At 73.9% G+C, this 17,280-nt stretch carries 10 protein-coding genes; 4 read left to right on the top strand and 6 right to left on the bottom strand.

What is annotated here, in order from left to right:
* Positions 1-3 precede the first annotated feature (3 nt).
* The 3 genes from WMF29_RS31465 to WMF29_RS31455 are packed head-to-tail and all read left to right on the top strand — an operon-like array spanning position 4 to position 2,439.
* Entirely contained in the window at positions 4-525 is a 522-nt protein-coding gene (locus WMF29_RS31465; RefSeq protein WP_437323824.1) for a Rab family GTPase, read from the top strand.
* Entirely contained in the window at positions 525-1,676 is a 1,152-nt protein-coding gene (locus WMF29_RS31460) for an ATP-binding protein (RefSeq protein WP_437323823.1), read from the top strand. Before WMF29_RS31465 ends, WMF29_RS31460 begins: the two co-directional genes overlap by 1 nt.
* A gap of 4 nt (positions 1,677-1,680) precedes the next feature.
* On the top strand, positions 1,681-2,439 hold the full coding sequence (locus WMF29_RS31455; protein ID WP_437323822.1) for a response regulator: 759 nt from the start codon (positions 1,681-1,683) through the stop codon (positions 2,437-2,439).
* 46 nt (positions 2,440-2,485) lie between these two features.
* Here WMF29_RS31455 and WMF29_RS31450 read toward each other — a convergent pair whose 3' ends face one another.
* The 3 genes from WMF29_RS31450 to WMF29_RS31440 all read right to left on the bottom strand — a co-directional run bounded on the left by WMF29_RS31450 (position 2,486) and on the right by WMF29_RS31440 (position 6,511).
* Positions 2,486-3,238 carry a high-affinity nickel-transport family protein gene (locus WMF29_RS31450; protein ID WP_437323821.1) on the bottom strand — a complete coding sequence of 251 codons (753 nt, stop codon included), beginning with the start codon at positions 3,236-3,238 and terminating at the stop codon, positions 2,486-2,488.
* A gap of 158 nt (positions 3,239-3,396) precedes the next feature.
* A complete protein-coding gene (locus WMF29_RS31445) occupies positions 3,397-3,639 on the bottom strand; it encodes a hypothetical protein (protein ID WP_231864310.1) in 243 nt (80 codons plus the stop codon).
* A gap of 154 nt (positions 3,640-3,793) precedes the next feature.
* The gene (locus tag WMF29_RS31440) at positions 3,794-6,511 is read right to left on the bottom strand and encodes a vWA domain-containing protein (protein WP_437323820.1); all 2,718 of its coding nucleotides are present in this window, start codon (positions 6,509-6,511) and stop codon (positions 3,794-3,796) included.
* A 227-nt stretch (positions 6,512-6,738) separates the two neighbouring features.
* On the opposite strand from WMF29_RS31440, the gene WMF29_RS31435 reads away from it, so the two are divergent.
* Complete coding sequence (locus tag WMF29_RS31435) at positions 6,739-9,150, top strand: protein kinase domain-containing protein (protein ID WP_437323819.1); 2,412 nt, start codon at positions 6,739-6,741, stop codon at positions 9,148-9,150.
* Between the two features lie 41 nt (positions 9,151-9,191).
* Here WMF29_RS31435 and WMF29_RS31430 read toward each other — a convergent pair whose 3' ends face one another.
* The 3 genes from WMF29_RS31430 to WMF29_RS31420 all read right to left on the bottom strand — a co-directional run bounded on the left by WMF29_RS31430 (position 9,192) and on the right by WMF29_RS31420 (position 17,173).
* A complete protein-coding gene (locus tag WMF29_RS31430) occupies positions 9,192-12,827 on the bottom strand; it encodes an FG-GAP-like repeat-containing protein (RefSeq protein WP_437323818.1) in 3,636 nt (1,211 codons plus the stop codon).
* Between the two features lie 132 nt (positions 12,828-12,959).
* A complete protein-coding gene (locus tag WMF29_RS31425; protein WP_437323817.1) occupies positions 12,960-14,492 on the bottom strand; it encodes a hypothetical protein in 1,533 nt (510 codons plus the stop codon).
* Positions 14,493-14,512: 20 nt separating this feature from the next.
* The gene (locus tag WMF29_RS31420; RefSeq protein WP_437323816.1) at positions 14,513-17,173 is read right to left on the bottom strand and encodes a TonB-dependent receptor domain-containing protein; all 2,661 of its coding nucleotides are present in this window, start codon (positions 17,171-17,173) and stop codon (positions 14,513-14,515) included.
* Positions 17,174-17,280 lie beyond the last annotated feature (107 nt).

Raw genomic sequence — 17,280 nt, 5'->3', positions numbered from 1 at the left:
GTCATGGCGGAGAGGCGCAAGGTCTGCGTGCTGGGCGCGACGGGGGTCGGCAAGACAAGCCTCGTCGCCCGCTTCGTGCGCAGCATCTTCTCCGAGTCTTACCGGACGACCATCGGTGTGACGATCGAGACACGGCGCGTGAAATGCGATGAAGGCGAGCTCGACCTCATCCTCTGGGACCTGAGCGGAGAGGACGAGTTCCAGGCCGTCCAGACGTCGTACCTGCGCGGCTCCGCGGGCTGGCTCCTCGTCATCGACGGCACGCGGCGCCTGACGGCGGAGACCGGGCTCCGCCTCTACACCGCTGCGCGGACGATCGTCGGAGAGGTCCCGGCCGTCGTCGTCCTGAACAAGGCCGATCTCACCGCGGCGTGGGAGATCGACGACGCCATCGAGGCCAGGCTGAGGAGGGCGGGCCTCTGGATCACGAGGGCGAGCGCCAAGACCGGCGCCGGGGTCGAGGGCGCGTTCAACGCGCTGACGCGCGCCATGCTGGCGAGCGAAGCGCCTTCGTTGCGGGGTTGATGGACGTGGACACGTGGCTCCTCGCGGCGCTGGACAAGCTCGTCCTCGAGCGGTTGCACGATGGGACCTTCGTCATCCGCGGCGAGCCGCCGCCGTGGTTCCGCCGGCTCGGGTTCGCGCCGCCGTGGCGCGACTCGCCGCTCCCGATCGATCGCGCGCTGCCCTTTCTGGAGGTGTTCCTCGCCGAGGCGGAGCGGGCCTGGTCCGTGGAAGGAGCGCCGAGCGTGCAATCCGACTTTTGGACGCAGATGATCGGCGACGACGAGGCGCTCCACCTCGAGGCGACGGCGCTCCGCGTGGGCTCGTCGCGGCTGCTCGTGATCACCCGGAACGACGCGCTGTTCCAGGAGCGCCGCCGCGTCCTCCAGCGGGCGCGCGAGCTCCGCCTCGTGCACGAGGCGCTGTCGCGCGAGGTCGAGCGCAAGGACGTCCTCGTCCACTGCATCGTTCACGACCTCTCCGGCCCGCTGAACAGCCTCCTCGGCGCGCTGTCCCTGCTGGGCGAACAGCCGCTCCCGGAGAAGAGCGGCGCGCTCGCCGCGGTCGCGTTGAAGGCCGCCCTGCGGCAGCGCGAGCTGATCCGGGAGATCCTCGACGTGTTCACCGCCGAGGGCATGGCGTCCGACGCCTCCAGCGGCGACCTCGCCGCGGTGGTCGACGTGCGCGGCACCGTGGCTCGGGTCGTCGAGGCGCTCCTGCCCATGGCGCGCAGCCGGGGGGTGCGCCTGGAGGCGCCGCCGGAGATCGGCCGCGCGCAGTCGTGCACCGTCGTCGGTGAGGAGCGCAGGCTCGCGCGCGTGGTCTCCAACCTCGTCGAGAACGCGCTCCGCTTCACGCCCGCGCGCGCGTCGGTGCGGGTCGCCGTGCACGACGATGCCAGCTGGGCTCGCGTGACGGTGGAGGACGACGGGCCCGGCGTCTCGCCTGCCATCGCGCCGCGCCTGTTCCAGAAGTTCGCGCACGGCGGCGACCCCGGCGCGGGCAGCGGCCTCGGGCTCTACGGCGCCCGGATCGCGGTGGAGCGGTGGGGCGGGGCGATCGGGTACGAGGCGCGGCCGGAAGGAGGGGCGAGGTTCTGGCTCCGGTTGCGGCGCGTCGGCGCCGCGGGCGAGGCGGGCGAGGCGGGCGGCGGCGGGGCGCAAGGGGAGTGATGCCATGGCCAAGCTCATGCTGGTCGACGATGATTCGGGGACGCTCGCGTGGATGGCCGAGGCGCTGCAAGGCGCGGCGTACGACGTCCGGACCGTGCGTGGCGGGAGCGCGGCGCTGGAGCTGCTCCGGACGTGGACGCCGGACCTCATCCTGGCCGACTTCCTGATGCCCGAGATGGATGGCTTCGCCTTCAACCGGCTCGTGCAGTCGCGCGAGCGGGTGCCCGTGATGCTCGTCTCCGTCGTGAACAAGCCGGCAGAGGCGATCCTGCGAGGGGTCGCCGGCTACGTGCGCAAGCCCGTCACCGCGGGGGAGCTCCGCGCCGCCGTCGAGCGCGTGCTCGGCGCCGTCGAGGGGGTCGCCATCCTCGTCGTGGACGACGACGCGGACATCCGCGAGTGCTACCGGCTGATCCTCGAGCCGCGCTTCAGCGTGCTCGAGGCCGAGAACGGGCGCGACGCCCTCGATCTGCTCGCGCGCGAGCCCGTGGCGCTGGCCATCGTGGACGTCCACATGCCCGTCATGAACGGGGTGGAGTTCATCCGCGCGATGCGCGACGACGCGAGGTTCTGCACCATCCCGGTCGTGGTGCAGACGAGCGATCGGGCGGCCGCGCGCGCGCCCGTCTGGACCGATCTGCACGTGGCGCAAACGATCCTGAAGGACGAGTTCCTCGACTGGCTCATGACCCAGATCGACGCGCACCTCGCGCCGGCGTCGTCGCGCGAGGCCGAGCGCGCCTGGTCGACCGCGAGCCGGTGAGCGCCGGGCGTCGCTCCGGCGGAGAGCGCGGCTCGCCAGGGCGCCGTCAGCCTGGCGTCCACTGCGGGTGGGCAGTGAACAGCCCGGACCCGAAGCTGATGTCGTAGGCCAGGAACAGGCCGAAGCCCACGCTGAGGAGGCTGGCGGCGGCGCCGAAGGCGTTGTGGATCCCGCTGGTGCGAGCGCGCGCATAGGCGAACGGCAGCGCGAGCACCCCGGTGATGAGCGTCATTCCGGCGATGGTGCCCACGCCGAACAGCGCGATGTAGCCGATGCCCCACCGCGGGTCGCGCACCGTGGTGAGCACGAGGAGCGCCACCGCGGCCGAGCCCGCGAGGCCGTGCACCACGCCGATGACCAGCGGCCGCAGGCTCGCATAGACGCGCGAGCCGCCGAACACGCGATCCGCCCAGCCGAGGTCGTGCCGGTGGCCGTCGTGGTGAGCGACATGCTTCACCGGAGCAACGTCGTGGGCCGGCGGCTCGCCCCGGCGGACCGCCCGGTAGAGCCGCGCCAGGTGGAACACCCCGAGCCCGATCAGCATCAGGGCGACGGTGAGCTCCATGGCCAGGCCGACGTGCGGCGGCACCACGAGCCCGAAGAGCAGGATGGCGCCGCCGATCACCATCAGCGTGAGCGTGTGGCCGACACCCCACATCGCGCCGATCATCAGCGCCGTCCCGAGGCTCCGCACCCGACTCACGACGGTCGCCACCGCGATTACATGGTCCGCGTCGGTCGCGTGGCGCATTCCCAGAGAGAAGCCGAGGAGCAGCAGCGGAAACGCCGAGGCGAACATGCCCCGTCTCGTAGCACGAACGGCGAGCGTCGTGCCACGCCGTGCACGGCCGCCTGCTCCGTCTCCCGGCCGGCTCGCCAGCGTGGCTCGTGCTCTCCTGGCCGCCAGGAGACGCCCACCGGTCCACGGGGCGACGAGCGCTGTTTCAGTCCAGCATGTCAGTTCGCGCGGTCTCGACTGAGCGCGTCGATGGCCTGCTGCATCCAGACCGCGTCTTCTTCCGCTTGCTTCAGGCCATGCATCATCTGCTGGCGCAGCACACCCGTGGTCTGACGGATGCCCCGTCGAAAGACATCGGCCGCGCGCTCGTGGACGACCTTGAGCCATGGGGCAAGGTCGCGCTTGTCGAGCGGCCCTGGTGCGTCCAGGACGGTGATGCAGGCATCGATGGCCTCGCGCATGGATCGGGACTCGAGCGCGTCGGCGAAAGCGGAGAACTGGAGCAGCGACTCTCGCAGCGCAGCGCGTCCGGTCGATGAGACTCTGTCTGTCATGGCCGCGCTCAGCCTACCACCTGGGCGACACCTCCGCCCGTGAGCGCGCTGCGATTGCGCGTCAGCGCAGGCGGGATCGCCCCGCCGTCTCCAGCAACATCGCGAGCACGAGCGGATCGCCGAGGCCTTGCTCTGCGCCCATGTGCGCGCGGAGGCGCGACAGGCGCGCCGCGTCCTCCAGGAACAGCGGCTCGTTCAGCCGGGTCGCAGCCTCGCGCAGGATGCCCTCGCGCTCGGAGAGGAGCGCTGCGGCGCCGGCGCGATCGCCGCGCGCCACGCGGGCAGCGGCCTCCGCGAGCGACTCGCCCGCGGCGAAGCCCTGGAGCGTGCGCGCCATCGACGGGTCGGCGGACGCCGCGCTGGCGGCGTCGCTGTCCGCGTAGCGCACCTCAATGGGGATCTCCTCGATCACGTTCTTTCTGGAGAGCCGATCTTTGTACTTGAGCTCGACGGTCGCGATGGCTCGCTTCCCCGCGCCGGGGCCGGCGCTCAGCTTGAACAGCAGCGCGTGCCGATCATCGCGGGCGAACACGGGCATGAAGAAGCGCATGCCGCCGTCGGCGTCGTCGCGTCGGTCGGCCGCGATCCGGTCCCGCGACAGGGCGGCGACGTCGGCCGCGATCTCCTGGGCGCGGACGCGGGAGGCCTCGGCTTCGTCCAGCCGGCGCGAGCCGTAGACGCGGAGCAGATCGACGCCCGCCTTCAGGCGCACGCGCACCTCGACCGCTGTCGCGACCGGGTCGAGGCGCTTGTCGAGCTCTGTCGACAGCGCGGGCGCGATCTGCTCCGGGTGTCGCAGGTAGTAGTAGCCGCCGGCCCCGTCGCTCGCGATCGAGCTCATGAGCTCGCCATCGAAGTCGTCGCCGAGCCCGAGCGCGCTCGTCTGGATGCCGCGCTGGAAGGCGTCGAGGGCGAGCCGCGCCAGGCGCTCGCCGTGGGTGAGGCCGCTCGTCGCCCGACCGTCGGAGACGAGCAGCACCACGCGCACGGCGTCCTCGGGGATGCCCGGCCGGCTCGCCTGCGCGTAGCCCAGCGAGAGCCCCGCGCCGATGTTGGTGCCGCCGCCCTCGCGGAGCCCCTCGATGGCGCGGCGGATCGCCGCGCGGCGCGGGCCGACAGGGCCGTCCTCGATCACCTCCTCGGCGTCGCTCGAGAAGGTGGTGAGCGAGAAGTCGTCGGTCGGCGCGAGCCGATCGACGAGCGCCTGCGCGGCGCGGCGGGCGCTGTCGATCGGCGCGCCGGCCATCGATCCGCTCGTGTCGAGGACGAGGTGCACGGAGAGGTGCGGCCGCGCGGGCGCCGCCGCCGCCGCGGAGCGGAGCGCGAGGCGCAGGTGGAAGGCGCCGCCGCCCGGGCCGAGCGCGGCGCGCTCCAGGTCGGTGCGCAGGCCGAGCGCCTTGTCGGGGGCGAGCGGGACCTCCGGGGCGTAGCGGGCGGCGACGTCGCCGACGAGCTCGCGCTCCGCCGCGGGCACGACGCCGCGCGCGAGGGCGGCCTCGAACGCCGCGAGGTGACCGCCCCCGGGCCGGTACGTGGTGGCGAAGCGGCCGTTCGGATCGAGGGCGACCTCGGGCTCCGGCGCGTAGGCGGCCGCGCTCCGCGCCGAGACCGGCGGCGAGGAGGCGCCGGCGCGCCCGTGGCCGCTCCCGAACCCCTGGCCCGATCCGGCGCCCGCGCCGTGCCCGATCGTCCCGATGGATCCGCCCCCGAGCGCCGCGCCGTCGCCGGCGGGACCTCCGTAGCCGAGGAGGGGGAGGCCCGCGCCGCCTGCGGAAGACGCGGCGCCGTCGAGCCCCCACGCCGCCGTGGGCGCGCTCGGATCGCCGCCGCCCCCGGCGTTGAGCAGCCCGATCATCCCGAACTCGGCCGCGTCGCGCAGCGCCTGCTGCTGCGCCACGTGCGGATCGGGGCTGTCGCTCGGGCCCTGGACCCCCCACCTGTTCCCCGTCGCCCCCGCGCGCGGCGTGGACGACGATGGGTGGCCCATCGACCCTTCCTCGCCTCTCGCCCTCGTCCCTGTGCCGCCCTCCTTCGCGTCGGCGGAGGGCTCCGCGGCGCGCTCGCCCTCGCGCTCGAGCATCTCGCGCTCGTCCGCGGACGCGAGGTACTGCTGCACGAGCGCGATCCGATCCGCGCTCATGCCGGCGGACGGGTCGACGAGGGGCGGCGCCCAGCGCGCGAGGGCGCCGAGGAGCCCGAGGTGCAGGGCCGCCGAGACGGCGTGGAGGGCGAGGCTCTTCCGGCTCACGAGCGAGCGGCCCACGCGCTCGCCCGCCGCGGCATCGGCGCGGATCTGGATCCGCACGCCCGCGATCTCGACGTCCACGCGGCCTTGCGCGGGGAGGGGCACGAGCGTGGCCCCGGGGATCGCCGCGCGCGCCACGCCGACATGCAGCTCCCGCGCCGCGGCCGCGGACAGCGGCGCGCCGCCGGGGGTGAGCGTGAGCGTCCCCGTCGCGGCGCCCGGCAGGACGAAGCCGACGCGCCCGGCGCCGTCGACCTCGAGGAGCGGCGCGCGGCGCGCGCCGAGCACGCGCTCGGGGAGGAAGCAGTCGCACGGGCGCCCGTCGCCGCGCCCCTCGCCGACGTCGAACGCGCGCGGCGGCGTCAGGTGCCGGACGAAGAGCACGGTCGCGCCCCAGGAGATGACGATCTCCACGGAGCGCACCGGGCCTTCGGCCTCGCCGGCGCTCGCCGCGTCGGGCTGCCTCGCGGCGGTGAGGTTCGGATCGGTTGCGGCGCCGCCATCCCCGGCGTCCGTCGTGTTCGCGCTGGGCATAGATCTCCCCTGTGCGCCGCGCGGAGCGGCGCGCTCACGTCCTCGGGAACCGCGCGGAGGACGCGCGGATCCGCGTCCTTCAGGCGGGCGCTCGGCCGCGCTGGCCGGCTGTCCGTCGTGCCTGCGGAATGACAGCGGCGGCGCGGGGAGGTTCCGGGGCGCGAACCTCACGCGCCGCGGCAGCGCCCGTGCTCCTCCCGTCCCCGGCGAGGTACTCTCGCCGCTCGATGACGCGCAACGTCCTGCTGCTGGAGCCCATCGCCACGGAGCGCGACTACATGGCCGAGGTGCTGCGGGGAGCCGGATGGTCCGTCTGCACGCCCCCCGGCGCGCGTCCCACGCCCGAGGAGTGCGCGGCCGCCGATGCCATCATCGCGGATCTGGACCGCGCCGCGGTCGAGGGCTGGGTCCGAGCGGGCGATCGGACGCCGCCGCCCGCGCGGTTGATCGTCACGTCGCGGTTCCGCGGCTTCCTCCATCGGATCCGCGGCTACGAGCAGGTCGCGGCGGTCGTCCACAAGCCGGTCACCGCGGAGGCGCTCCTCGGGGCGCTGCTCCCGTCGCTGGGCCACGGTCCCACCCTGAGCCACGGGCCGGCGGCCGGCGCCGCCGACCCCCTCGACGACCCCGCGCGCGACGCCGAGCTCGAGCGGCGGGGCCTGCGCAGCACGACGCCCGACCCCGAGCTCGTCGTCGTCGCCGAGCTCGTCGCGCGGGGCGTGGGCACGTCGGCCAGCGTCGTCACGATCATCGACTCGTCGAGGCAGATCTTCATCGGCGCGACCGGCCTCCCCCGCGACCTGTCGATCGCCGGAGGGACGCTGCGCTCGTGGTCGTTCTGCGAGCACGTCGCGCGCGACAACGCCCCGCTCGTCGTCGAGGACGCCCAGGCGCACCCCGTGCTGTCCGAGAACCCGCTCGTGGCCATGAACCTGGTCCGCGCGTACGCCGGGTTCCCGGTCGTCCTCGAGGGGGTCGGGGCTGTCGGGAGCGTGTGCGCGGTGTCCAGCGAGCCCCGGCAGTTCGACGCGGGGAGCATCGCGACCCTCCAGCTCGCGGCCAGGCTGGTGAGCGAGCAGCTCGCGCGGCGCTCCGGCCTCTCGCCGAACGTGACCGAGTCGAACGAGCGGCCCACGTCGCAGCCTGCGCCGGAGAGCGCCGGCGCACCCGCGCCGCCCGCCCGGGGCGACGCGAGCGAGCTGCCCGTGCGGCTCGCCCCCGGCGATCTCGTGGACGACAAGTACTGGATCACCGCGATCCTGGGCGAGGGCGGCCAGTCGCAGGTCTACCTCGCGCGCGAGAAGCTCCTCGGCCAGCTCGTCGCGCTCAAGGTGGTCACGGAGCCGGACGACAGCGCGCTGCTCCGCGAGGCCGAGGCGCTCGTGCGGCTGAGGCACCCGAGCATCGTCCAGCTGTACGGCTGGGGGCGGCTCGACGGCGCGCGCATGTACCTCCTCCTCGAGTACGTCGAGGGAGAGACGATCCACCGCCACATCGTCGACCGCGCGCCGCAGGGCGGGTTCATGCCCCTCCACCAGGTCCTCTGCGTCGTCCGTCAGATCGCGGGCGCGCTCGCGAGCATGCACGCCGAGGGCTACGTGCACGCGGACGTCAAGCCGGGCAACATCCTCCTCGACACGCGGATCGAGCGGGCGGTGCTCATCGACTTCGGGCTCGGGGCCCGGCTGGGCAGCGAGCGGCCTCATCTCGTCGGCGGGACGCGCGGCTTCGCGGCGCCGGAGCAGCTGATCCCCGGGGCAGCCGACCCGCAGCCGGCGCTCGACACGTATGCCCTCGCGGCGGTCACCTACGCCATGCTGACGGGCAGGGCCCCGTTCGAGGCCGCGGGCACCTACGGCATCGTCGCGATGCAGCAGCGCGGGGAGATCACGCCTCCCTCGCGCGCGCGGCCGGGGCTCTCCCCGAGCGTCGACGCCCTCTTCGCGCGGGCGCTCGAGCCGGAGCCGTCCCGGCGCATCGCTTCGCCTGTCGCCTTCTCCGACGCGCTCGCCGCCGCGCTCCTCTCGAGCCCGCTCCTCTCGGGCCCAGGCGAGCGCACGCAGGCCCCGATCCCGGCGCAGCACGACGGCGCGCCGCTGAGCCGCGGCCTGGCCTTCCGGCTCTGCAGGGCCGAGGCGGCGCGGCGGCTCGGTGAAGGGGGCGAGGCGCGCGTGTGGAGCGGCCTCGATCCGGCGGACCGCGACGCCATCGCCGCGGCGACCGACGACGCCGCGCTCTACCCGGTGGCGCCCCTCGTGGCCTACCTGCGCGCGCTCGGCGACGAGGCCCCCGGGACCGTGGAGGCGGCCGGCGGCGCGCTCGCGAGCGCGGCGCTCCCCGAGATGCTGCGCAGGCTCCAGGTCGCGCGGACGCCGGAGGCGCTGCTGGAGGTGGCGGGGCCGCTGCTCCGCCGGTTCCACGCGTGGGGGCGCGTCCAGGTCGAGCGCACGTCGACCCACAGCGCGAAGGTCGATCTCTGGCTGCCCGACGGGCTCGCGCCGGTGATGTGCCGCTACGTGAGCGGCTTCCTGCGGGCGCTGCTCGCAACGTCCACGTCAGGGTCCACCGCGCGCCTCCTCGAGCTGCGCTGCGGGGCCGGCAGCTCGGGGGCGTGCGTGCTGCAGGTCGGGTGGCGCTGAGCGGCGCTGAGCCGCGCGGCGGTGCGCGGTTCCTTCACGGCCTACGCCCTCCGCCGCCTCCCCCTCAGCGCCATCGCCCCGACCAGCGCCGCGCCCAGCGCCGCGCCCGCGCCGCGAGCGCCGGACCCGTGCCGCGGCTCGGCGCCCGCGGCCTCGCACCCGCAGCCTCCGCCCAGCTGGAGGATGAGCGGCGCCTGCTGCGGGCCTTCGCACAGGTCCACCGTGAGCGGCCGCGGCGCCCTCCGCGCGCTCCCTTGCTTGAGCGGCGTGTCGAGGTTGCCCGTGTTCTGGTTGTCGTGATGGAGGCTCTCCCAGGCGATGAGCGCGCCTGTCGTCGCCTCGGTGTGCCAGGCGAAGAGCCAGCCGTCGCGCGTGCCCACCGCGATCTCGAGCGTGCCGTCGCCGTCGAGGTCGCCCACGGCGGGCGTCGTGGTGATCGACTGGCCGGTGAACTTCGGGAACCCGCGCGGCTCCCGGCCGCACCCGTCGAAGGCGTGAAGGAAGTAGCCGCTCGATCCGCTCAGCACCTCGGGGTAGCCGTCGCCGTTCAGATCGACGACCGCCTGGCTGCCCGAGATCGCGTAGTCCTCGAGCACGAACGGGGCGCGAGGCAGCATCGCGCCCGACCTGCCGCTCCAGATGGCGAGCAGGTGAGGCCCCGGCTGCGCCGCCCCCTGCGCGCCCGTGAGGGCGAGCGCGGCCGCGTTCGACGCGCCCGCGGCGATGACGTCGGGGGTGCCGTCCTGATCGATGTCGCCGAGCGCGGGCTGCGACAGCAACGGGATCATCGTCCGGGCGCCGGCGGCGGGCGACAGGGGCCCGAACGTCGGGTCGAGCCCGGCCTGTGAGCCGTCGCTCGCCCGCGGCAGCGCGCCCGCCGGCGTCGCCAGGAGCTCGAGCTGCTCGCCGGGCGAGGCCGGTAGGACGAGCGGCGGCGCGCCGTTGCCCTGGACGACGCCCGCCAGCGCGCCGTCGAACCGCCCGACGACGCCCGAGGCCGTGATCCCCTCCGCGGCGAGCGGGTCGAGCGAGAGCGACGGCACCGTGACGGGCCACCCCGCGAGCACGGGCCCGGAGGGCGCGGTCGTGCCCCGCCCATCGATCACGTAGACCGCCCCGGCCTCGCCGTCCTCGCCGAGCCGCTCGCTCGACGCGACCAGCAGATCCGGCAGCCCGTCGCCGTTGAAGTCGGCCACGGCGGGCGTCGCGAGGAGGCGGCTCCGCGCCGGCTCCTCGGCGAGCGGACCCGCGTAGTGCACCTCGACGGGGAAGCCGCGCAGCGCGCGGCCATCCCTGTCGAACGCGTGGACCGTGCCGTCGAACGCCGCCTGGATCACGTCGAGCCGCCCGTCGCCGTCGAGATCCGCGAGGACCGGCGAGGCGAAGGCCCCGCGCGCGATCCGCGCGGCCGCGGACATGCACGGCGCGCTCGCCGGAGCCCCGGGATCGAGGGGGCAGGAGGGGATCTCGGGGAGGCGTATCGGCCACCCGTACCGGTCGCTGCCGTCCGCGCCGATGACGTAGATCGTGCCCGGCCAGGTGGAGATCGCGATCTCCTGCCTGCCGTCGCCGTCGAGGTCCGCGATGGCGGGCGCGCTCAGGATCGGCTCGCGGCCGAGCTCACCGTTCACCTTGCTGTACGCGGGGGCGCCGAGGTAATCGGGCGTGGCCGGGGACGGCGGCGGCGCGAGCAGGCCGTCGGTGGCGCGGGTCATGAACGGGAACCCCGGCAGCGGCTGCGGCCCCTTGGGCGTCACCTTCAGCACGTGCAGCGCGCCGCCGGCCGTCGGATAGACGAGCTCGCGGACGCCGTCGCCGTCGATGTCGGCCATCTTCGGGCTGCCCTCGCCGCTGTCGCCGACGCGGACGGGGAAGCCCTGGACCAGCGTCGGATCGCTGTCGACGTGGACCGTGCGCCGCGCCTCGCTCTCCACGTTGCCGGCGGCGTAGTGGGCCCTCGCGCGGACGCGCACCGTGATCGCGCGATCGTCCTCGCCGTGGGGGCTGTCGGGGTCGCGGAGGTGGGACGTGTCGATCGTGCGCACGTCGAGGGAGGCGATCGGGCCCTCGGTGCCGGTGACGACCGTTGGCGCCAGGTTCGCCTCCTTGTGGATCACCTTGAAATCCGCCTCGAGCGGCTGCGCGCCTGCAGCCCACTCGACCCAGTAGTCGTAGGCCATCGCCCGCTTCGCCGAGATGGTGCCCTCGATCGGCACCGGGCCCTGGACCTGATCCTTGTAGACGACCTCGAACCACCGCGGCGACGTGATGTCGACGGCGGGCGGCACGCGCCCCTCGCTGAGCGCCTCCACGGCGCGGTTCGCGTTGACGCGGCCGTGGCCGAACCGCTGCTCGAACCCCGCCTGCGAGAAGCGGTACAGCGATCCGGGCTCCTGCGACTCCGGCACCGCGATGTCGTCGGCGGTCGCGATGAGCAAGCTCTGCACCTCCCCCGGGGACAGCGACACGCCGCGGTCGAGGGCGACGGAGTAGAGCAGCCCCGCGACGCCGGCGAGCTCGGCGGTCGCGTCGCTGGCGCAGCCGGGGCTCGACACGGCCAGGACGTTGTTGCCGCCGAAGCTCGAGCACGGGGACGCGTCGACGAACGTGGTCGACGTCGCGACGCTCTGGCCGTCGTAGCGGACGGCGCTCACGGGCAGCGCGTGGTTGCTCGTCGCGGGCACGCCGTGGTGGCGCGAGCCCTCGTTGCCCATCGACGCGACGACGAGCGTCCCCTGGGCGTGGGCGTAGTCGAGCGCCGCCTGGACGAAGCCGGTGTTGTCGACCGCGGTCACAGGGCACTGCACGACGTTGGCCCGGCCGTCGGCCGCGTAGAGGAGCGCCTTCGCGAGGTCCTGCGCGTCGGCGACGTGGCTCTCGCCGACGCGCAGCGGGATGACCCGGCACTGCGGGCAGACGCCCGCGCCGCCCAGCTGGTTGTTCGTCTGCGCGGCCGACGTCTTCGCGCCCTCGGTGCCGTGGCCGTCGCGGGCGTCGTCGAACGGATCGTTGTCGTTCTTGAAGAAGTCCCAGCCCGCGATGTCGTCGACGTAGCCGTTCTGATCGTCGTCGATCCCGTCGGAGAAGTGGAGGAGGAGGTCGCCGGCGTCGAGCTGGCCGTTCCCGTTCCGATCGCCCTGCGGCCGCCCCTCCGACGCTGCGGGCGTGAGCTCCGGCGTGTCCCTGTAGTCCGCGACGGAGAGGATCCCATCGCCGTTGCAGTCGAAGCCCTCGAGCGCGCCGTCGCCGCCGCACGCCGCGCCGTCCGCGCGCCGCGGCTTGTGGGCCGCGAGCTCGCCCTGGTTGAGCCACACCTTCTCCAGGAGATCCCCCTCTCCCCAGAGGATCCCGGAGTCGGCGACGGCGATCCTGACGCGCGGATCCCCCTGGGTGAAGCGCCAGGCGAGATCGATCGCCATGCCGGCGGCGGACTCCTCTTGCCGGACGTACCCGCTCGAGGCCGGGATGAACGAGTAGAAGCTCCACTGTCCGCTCTGCGTGACCGACGTGCCGTAGTCGGGGTCGTTCGGCCAGTGCTCGGGCTCGGCCATGTCCTCTGCGCTGGCCGACACGGGCGGCGGCCAGCCGCCGGACGCGTCGGATGGAACGAGCACGCCCGCCGCGGCGCCGCCGAGCGCCCCCAGAAGAGCAAGCGAGGGAAAGCAAGTGCAGCGCATGCCGAGACCCTACCATCGGTCCGCGCGCGCGAGGCAACCGCCGCCTCCAGCAGGAAACCGGCGCTTTCGCCGCGCCCGAGCGCGGATCGCGGCGGCCTCCGCGCCGATCGGGACCGGACGCGGCCGCCGCGCTCAGCGCGCGCAGGCCGCCGGCGTCGGGTGCTCGGCGCAGTACGCCTCGTCGTCCGGCGGACCGATGACCAGCGCGACGCGCTGCGACGCGAGGCGCGGCCGCGCGCCGCAGATCTCGCCGTCGGAGGTCTCGGTCTCCGACGGCGCGCACACGCCGGCCTCGTTGGGCACGGTCCAGGCCTGGCCGGTGCCGTAGATGAGGCTGAGCGCGTAGCGCCCCTCGGGCAGGCACCCGAACGCGACCTTGATCTCTCGCCCGAACTGCCGGCTCAGCGCCTCCTCGACCTGGGCCACGTCCCGCTCCGCGATGATGTCGTGCCCTTCCTTGTCGGTCTTGTGGCTGAGCACGAGCACGCCCCCCTGCTGCGGCTCGGTCGGGTGCATGCACAGCGCCGCGGGCCGGACGCCGATGAGCGCGCTGTCTCGCGGCTCGTTCAGCGGCTCCGGGCCGAGCGTCGCCGTGGTCAGGAGATCGTCGTAGATCGTGAGCCCCTGGAGGAGCACCGCGGGCGCGGCCTGGCTGGTCAGCGGCTCCTCGTCGTCCTGCTTGGCGAACACCGAGATCGGGAAGAGCGCCGGGATCAGGGCCGAGTCGGGGACATGGTCGTCGCTGTCGATCGCCCCGTCGCCGTTCACGTCCTGCCGCGCGTAGGTGAGGGTCGGCGCGGCCTCGCCGCCCACCGGCAGCGACAGCGGGGGCTTCGCCGCGCGCGCGACCTCGCCGTCCGGCACCCCCGCGGCGAGCCGCAGGCGCAGGAGCGACGCCTCGGTGCCGGCGGGATCGGCCTGGCTGAACGTCTCCAGCTGGAAGTCGGAGGCCATGACCACCTCGCTCGGGCTCTGCGTGACGCCGGACGCCGGCGCGAGCACCTCGGCGACGTGGAAGAGCGGCCGCTCCAGCGGGAGCGGGAGCCCGAGGGTGACGGCGATGCCGCTGACGCGCGTGCCCGTCTCGGGGATGGGGGCGGCGATGGTGATCGCGCGGTACCGCGGCGCGGCGCCGGCGAGCACCTCGGTCGCGTTCTCGATCGCGCCGCCGGCCACGTCGCCCCGGGTCGGCAGGTTGGCGATGCCGAAGGTGGGGTCGAAGTTGCCGTCGTGATCGTAAAATCCGCGGATCTGGTAGGTGCCTGCGGCCAGGGGCGAAAGCCTCCAGGTAGCGCTCACGGTGACGGGCGGCGCGTCCGGCTCGGGGCAGTGGAGCGCGCCGTCCGCGGTGCGATCGAGCGCGGCGCCCAGGCCCCCGAAGAGCTCGTCGCCGGGGATCACGTCGATGCTCGCGGCCGAGGTGCCGAGCCCCTCGGGCGGCGGCAGCAGGCGGGTGTCGAAGCCGAGCACGATCGCTGCGCCGACGACGTGGCCGTCCTTCGTGCAGGGCCTGGGTCCGGCGTACGTCACCGTGCCGTCGAGCACCCCGGCGGGGCCGCTCTGATCCGGCAGCGGGACGAAGACCTCCACGTCGTCGCAGCCCGGGAGGGCCGCGAGGAGTGCGCCGAGCAGGAGGAGACCGGTGCGGGGGCTGGGTCGGAGCATGGCGGTGGCTAGAGCGAGCACTAGAGCGAGTAGCTGAAGAATCCCATGAAGCGCCGGCCGATGCGGTTGCCGAACGGGTGCATCTGCAGCGCGTTGTCGCCGAGCCCGTCGAGCGCGTTGAACACGGTCGCGGAGATCTCGGCGCGGTCCAGGAAGCGGTAGCCGACGCGCGCGTTGAGCAGCGTGTACGCGGGCAGCTCGTACTGCTTCGTGGCGATGACCGTCCCCGTCGGGACCTGCTCGGCCCACACCTGCGAGGACTGGTAGTGAAACGTGACCTCGCCGTCGACGCCGATCGGCGTGCGGAGCTGGACCCCTGCGTTCACCTTGTGCCGGCTGGTGCGGGCGTCCTCGAGCGTGTCGCGCCCGTCCGGGCGCCGGTGCACCGAGCGGTTGAGCGCGTAGTTGGCGAAGATGTCGAGCCCCTCGACGGGGTAGACGCGGCCGCCGAGCTCGCCGCCGAAGACGTGGTAGACGTCGCTCTGGTTCTCGAAGCCGCCGAACCCCGAGGTGTATCTCCCCGTCTCCGGGTTCAGCCCCCCGGACCCGTGGGCGCGCTGCGAGAGGGTCGTGCGCTGAGGCTCGGCGAGCACGATGAGATCGCTCACGCGGTTGTAGTACGCGGTGACCTCGAACTCGAAGTAATCGCTCTGCTGGTTCAGGTAGCTCGCCTCGGCGGTGATGATCTGCTCGGGGTCGATGGGGCGCTCGGAGCTGTCCGGCGTCCTCGATGTCGAGAGGAGCTCGAGGCCGGGCAGCGCGAGCTGGATGGGAAGGTCGACGTAGGCCTCGAGCGACGTGGGCGAACGGAACGCCGTCGAGCCGGAGACGCGGATCGCCTGGCGCTCGGTCGGCTTGAAGATGACGGAGCCGCGCGGCGACGGGATGAGCCGCTCCAGGTAGGGCACGTAGTCGAGCCTCCCGGACGCGACCACCGTGACGCGCTCGCCGAGCTTCATCGAGTCCTGGAGGAACACCGAGCCCTGGTGCTCGAGCGGCATGTCGTCCTCGAGGTAGCTCCACGACGTCGCCTTGAGCCGGTAGCCGAGGCCGATGTGGAAGTCGTGCACGACGGGGCTGGGCGCGCGGAGCGTCTTCACGAACTCGAGCTCTGCGTTCACGACGTGCTGCTGCGGCCGCCCTGCGAACAGCGTGTGCCCGAGGTAGGCGGCGTTGAGCAGCGAGTACCCGTCGAGGTTCGAGTAGTACGTCCGCGCGTTGACGTTCTCGCTGCGGTACGTGACCGCGACGTCGGCGTTGGCGACCTCCAGGTTGTAGTCGTTGAACGGGCCGATGCCGTAGATGTCGAGCTCGCTCCGGGAGTAGCCGGCGCCCACCGTGAGCTCGCGCTGCGGCCCGAGCCGCTGCGAGGTCCGGAGGTCGATGCGGACGTTCTGCGCGCCGAGATCCTGGCTCTGGCCGCTCGTCTCGAGGTCGATGCGGTCGTCAGCGACCTCGCGCGACCACCGGGGGTAGCGGGTGTAGCCCGCGGAGAGGCGGTACGCGAAATCGCCCTCGCGCGCCGAGGCCCACACCGAGGCGTAGCCCTGCCGGTGATCCCCGTAGCCCGCGCGGAAGCCGCTCTTCCCGACGCCGGGCTCGATCGTGATGATGTTGACGATGCCGGCGAACGCGTCGGCGCCGTAGAGCGCGGAGCCCGGGCCGCGCACGACCTCGATGCGCTCGATCTGATCCACGTCGATCGAGAGCGCCTCCCAGAAGGTCGAGCCGAGCACGTCGTTCTTGACCGTGCGGCCGTTCACGAGGACGAGGATCTTGTTGGCGAGGCGGCTGTTGAAGCCGCGCATCGACACGTTCTCGTCGCCGCCCGTGATTTGCATGACGTCCATGCCGGCGACGCGCCGGAGCAGCTCGGGGATGCGCGTGATCCCGGAGAGCCGGATGTCCTGCCGGGTCACGATGGTCGTCGAGTTCGGCGAGTCGAGCGGGCTCTGGGCGCCGCGCGAGGCGGTGACGACCGTCTCCTGGTAGACGTCCTCGGTCCGGGCCGCGCCGACGATCCCCGCGGCGTCGCCGGGGGCCGCCTTCGATCCTGGCCCTGGCGCCGGCGCTGCCGCCTTCGTCGCGGCCGCCGCGGGCGCGCCCTGCGCGGCCGGCTCCCCGGCGGGGGCCGGCGAGGCGGGCGGGGCGGGCGCCTCTCCCGGGGCGGGCTGCTGCGGCGCCGGCTGCTGCGGCGCGGGCGCCGGCGGCTGCTTCGGCTCGGGGATCGCCGCGGTGCGCTGCGCGGCGAGGCGCTGCTCCAGCTGCTCCACGATCCTCGTCACCTGCTCACGGTCCGGGGGATCGCTCGCGATGTACTCGCGGTAGGCGGCGAGCGCCTGCTCGATGTGGCCGGCCTCGGCGTGCGCGCGCGCGATGTTGAAGGTGACGTTCGGGTGCGGGAGGATCTCGTTGGCCTTCTGGAGCTGCCGGATGCCCTCGTCGAACTGCTTCTGGGCGATGAGATCCATGCCTGCCCGGAAGTGGAGGCGCGCCTCGGTGCGGGCGTCGGCGAGCGCGCCGCGCGCGGCGGTCATCGCGCCGAAGGCGACGGCGCAGGCGAGGAGCTTCCGCTGGAGCGCCCTCGCTCGGCGCGGCCGCGCTGCGCGGGCGTCGTGGGTCGGGTCGAGCGCCGGGACGGCGTCGCGGCGGCGGTGCGAGCAGGAATCGGAAGACGACATGAGTTCGCCCTGTCCTCAGCGGGGCCGGGGAGCGACGGCGATCCCGGCGAGAGCTCGGGAGCGCTGACGGCGCTGCTCCCCACATCACACCGAACACTTCATCGACG

The sequence above is a fragment of the Sorangium sp. So ce381 genome (assembly GCF_051473845.1).
In the GTDB taxonomy this organism is placed as follows: Bacteria; Myxococcota_A; Polyangia; order Polyangiales; family Polyangiaceae; genus Sorangium; species Sorangium atrum.
Note: the sequence above shows the minus strand (reverse complement) of the source record. Positions and strands in the feature narration are given on the sequence as shown.

Bases quoted from the DNA above. Each gene is read 5' to 3' on its own strand.
- WMF29_RS31435 (WP_437323819.1), top strand. From the start codon at position 6,739: ATGACGCGCAACGTCCTGCTGCTGGAGCCCATCGCCACGGAGCGCGAC.
- WMF29_RS31425 (WP_437323817.1), bottom strand. From the start codon at position 14,492: ATGCTCCGACCCAGCCCCCGCACCGGTCTCCTCCTGCTCGGCGCACTC.
- WMF29_RS31440 (WP_437323820.1), bottom strand. From the start codon at position 6,511: ATGCCCAGCGCGAACACGACGGACGCCGGGGATGGCGGCGCCGCAACC.
- WMF29_RS31450 (WP_437323821.1), bottom strand. From the start codon at position 3,238: ATGTTCGCCTCGGCGTTTCCGCTGCTGCTCCTCGGCTTCTCTCTGGGA.
- WMF29_RS31445 (WP_231864310.1), bottom strand. From the start codon at position 3,639: ATGCGCGAGGCCATCGATGCCTGCATCACCGTCCTGGACGCACCAGGG.
- WMF29_RS31420 (WP_437323816.1), bottom strand. From the start codon at position 17,173: ATGTCGTCTTCCGATTCCTGCTCGCACCGCCGCCGCGACGCCGTCCCG.
- WMF29_RS31460 (WP_437323823.1), top strand. From the start codon at position 525: ATGGACGTGGACACGTGGCTCCTCGCGGCGCTGGACAAGCTCGTCCTC.
- WMF29_RS31455 (WP_437323822.1), top strand. From the start codon at position 1,681: ATGGCCAAGCTCATGCTGGTCGACGATGATTCGGGGACGCTCGCGTGG.
- WMF29_RS31465 (WP_437323824.1), top strand. From the start codon at position 4: ATGGCGGAGAGGCGCAAGGTCTGCGTGCTGGGCGCGACGGGGGTCGGC.
- WMF29_RS31430 (WP_437323818.1), bottom strand. From the start codon at position 12,827: ATGCGCTGCACTTGCTTTCCCTCGCTTGCTCTTCTGGGGGCGCTCGGC.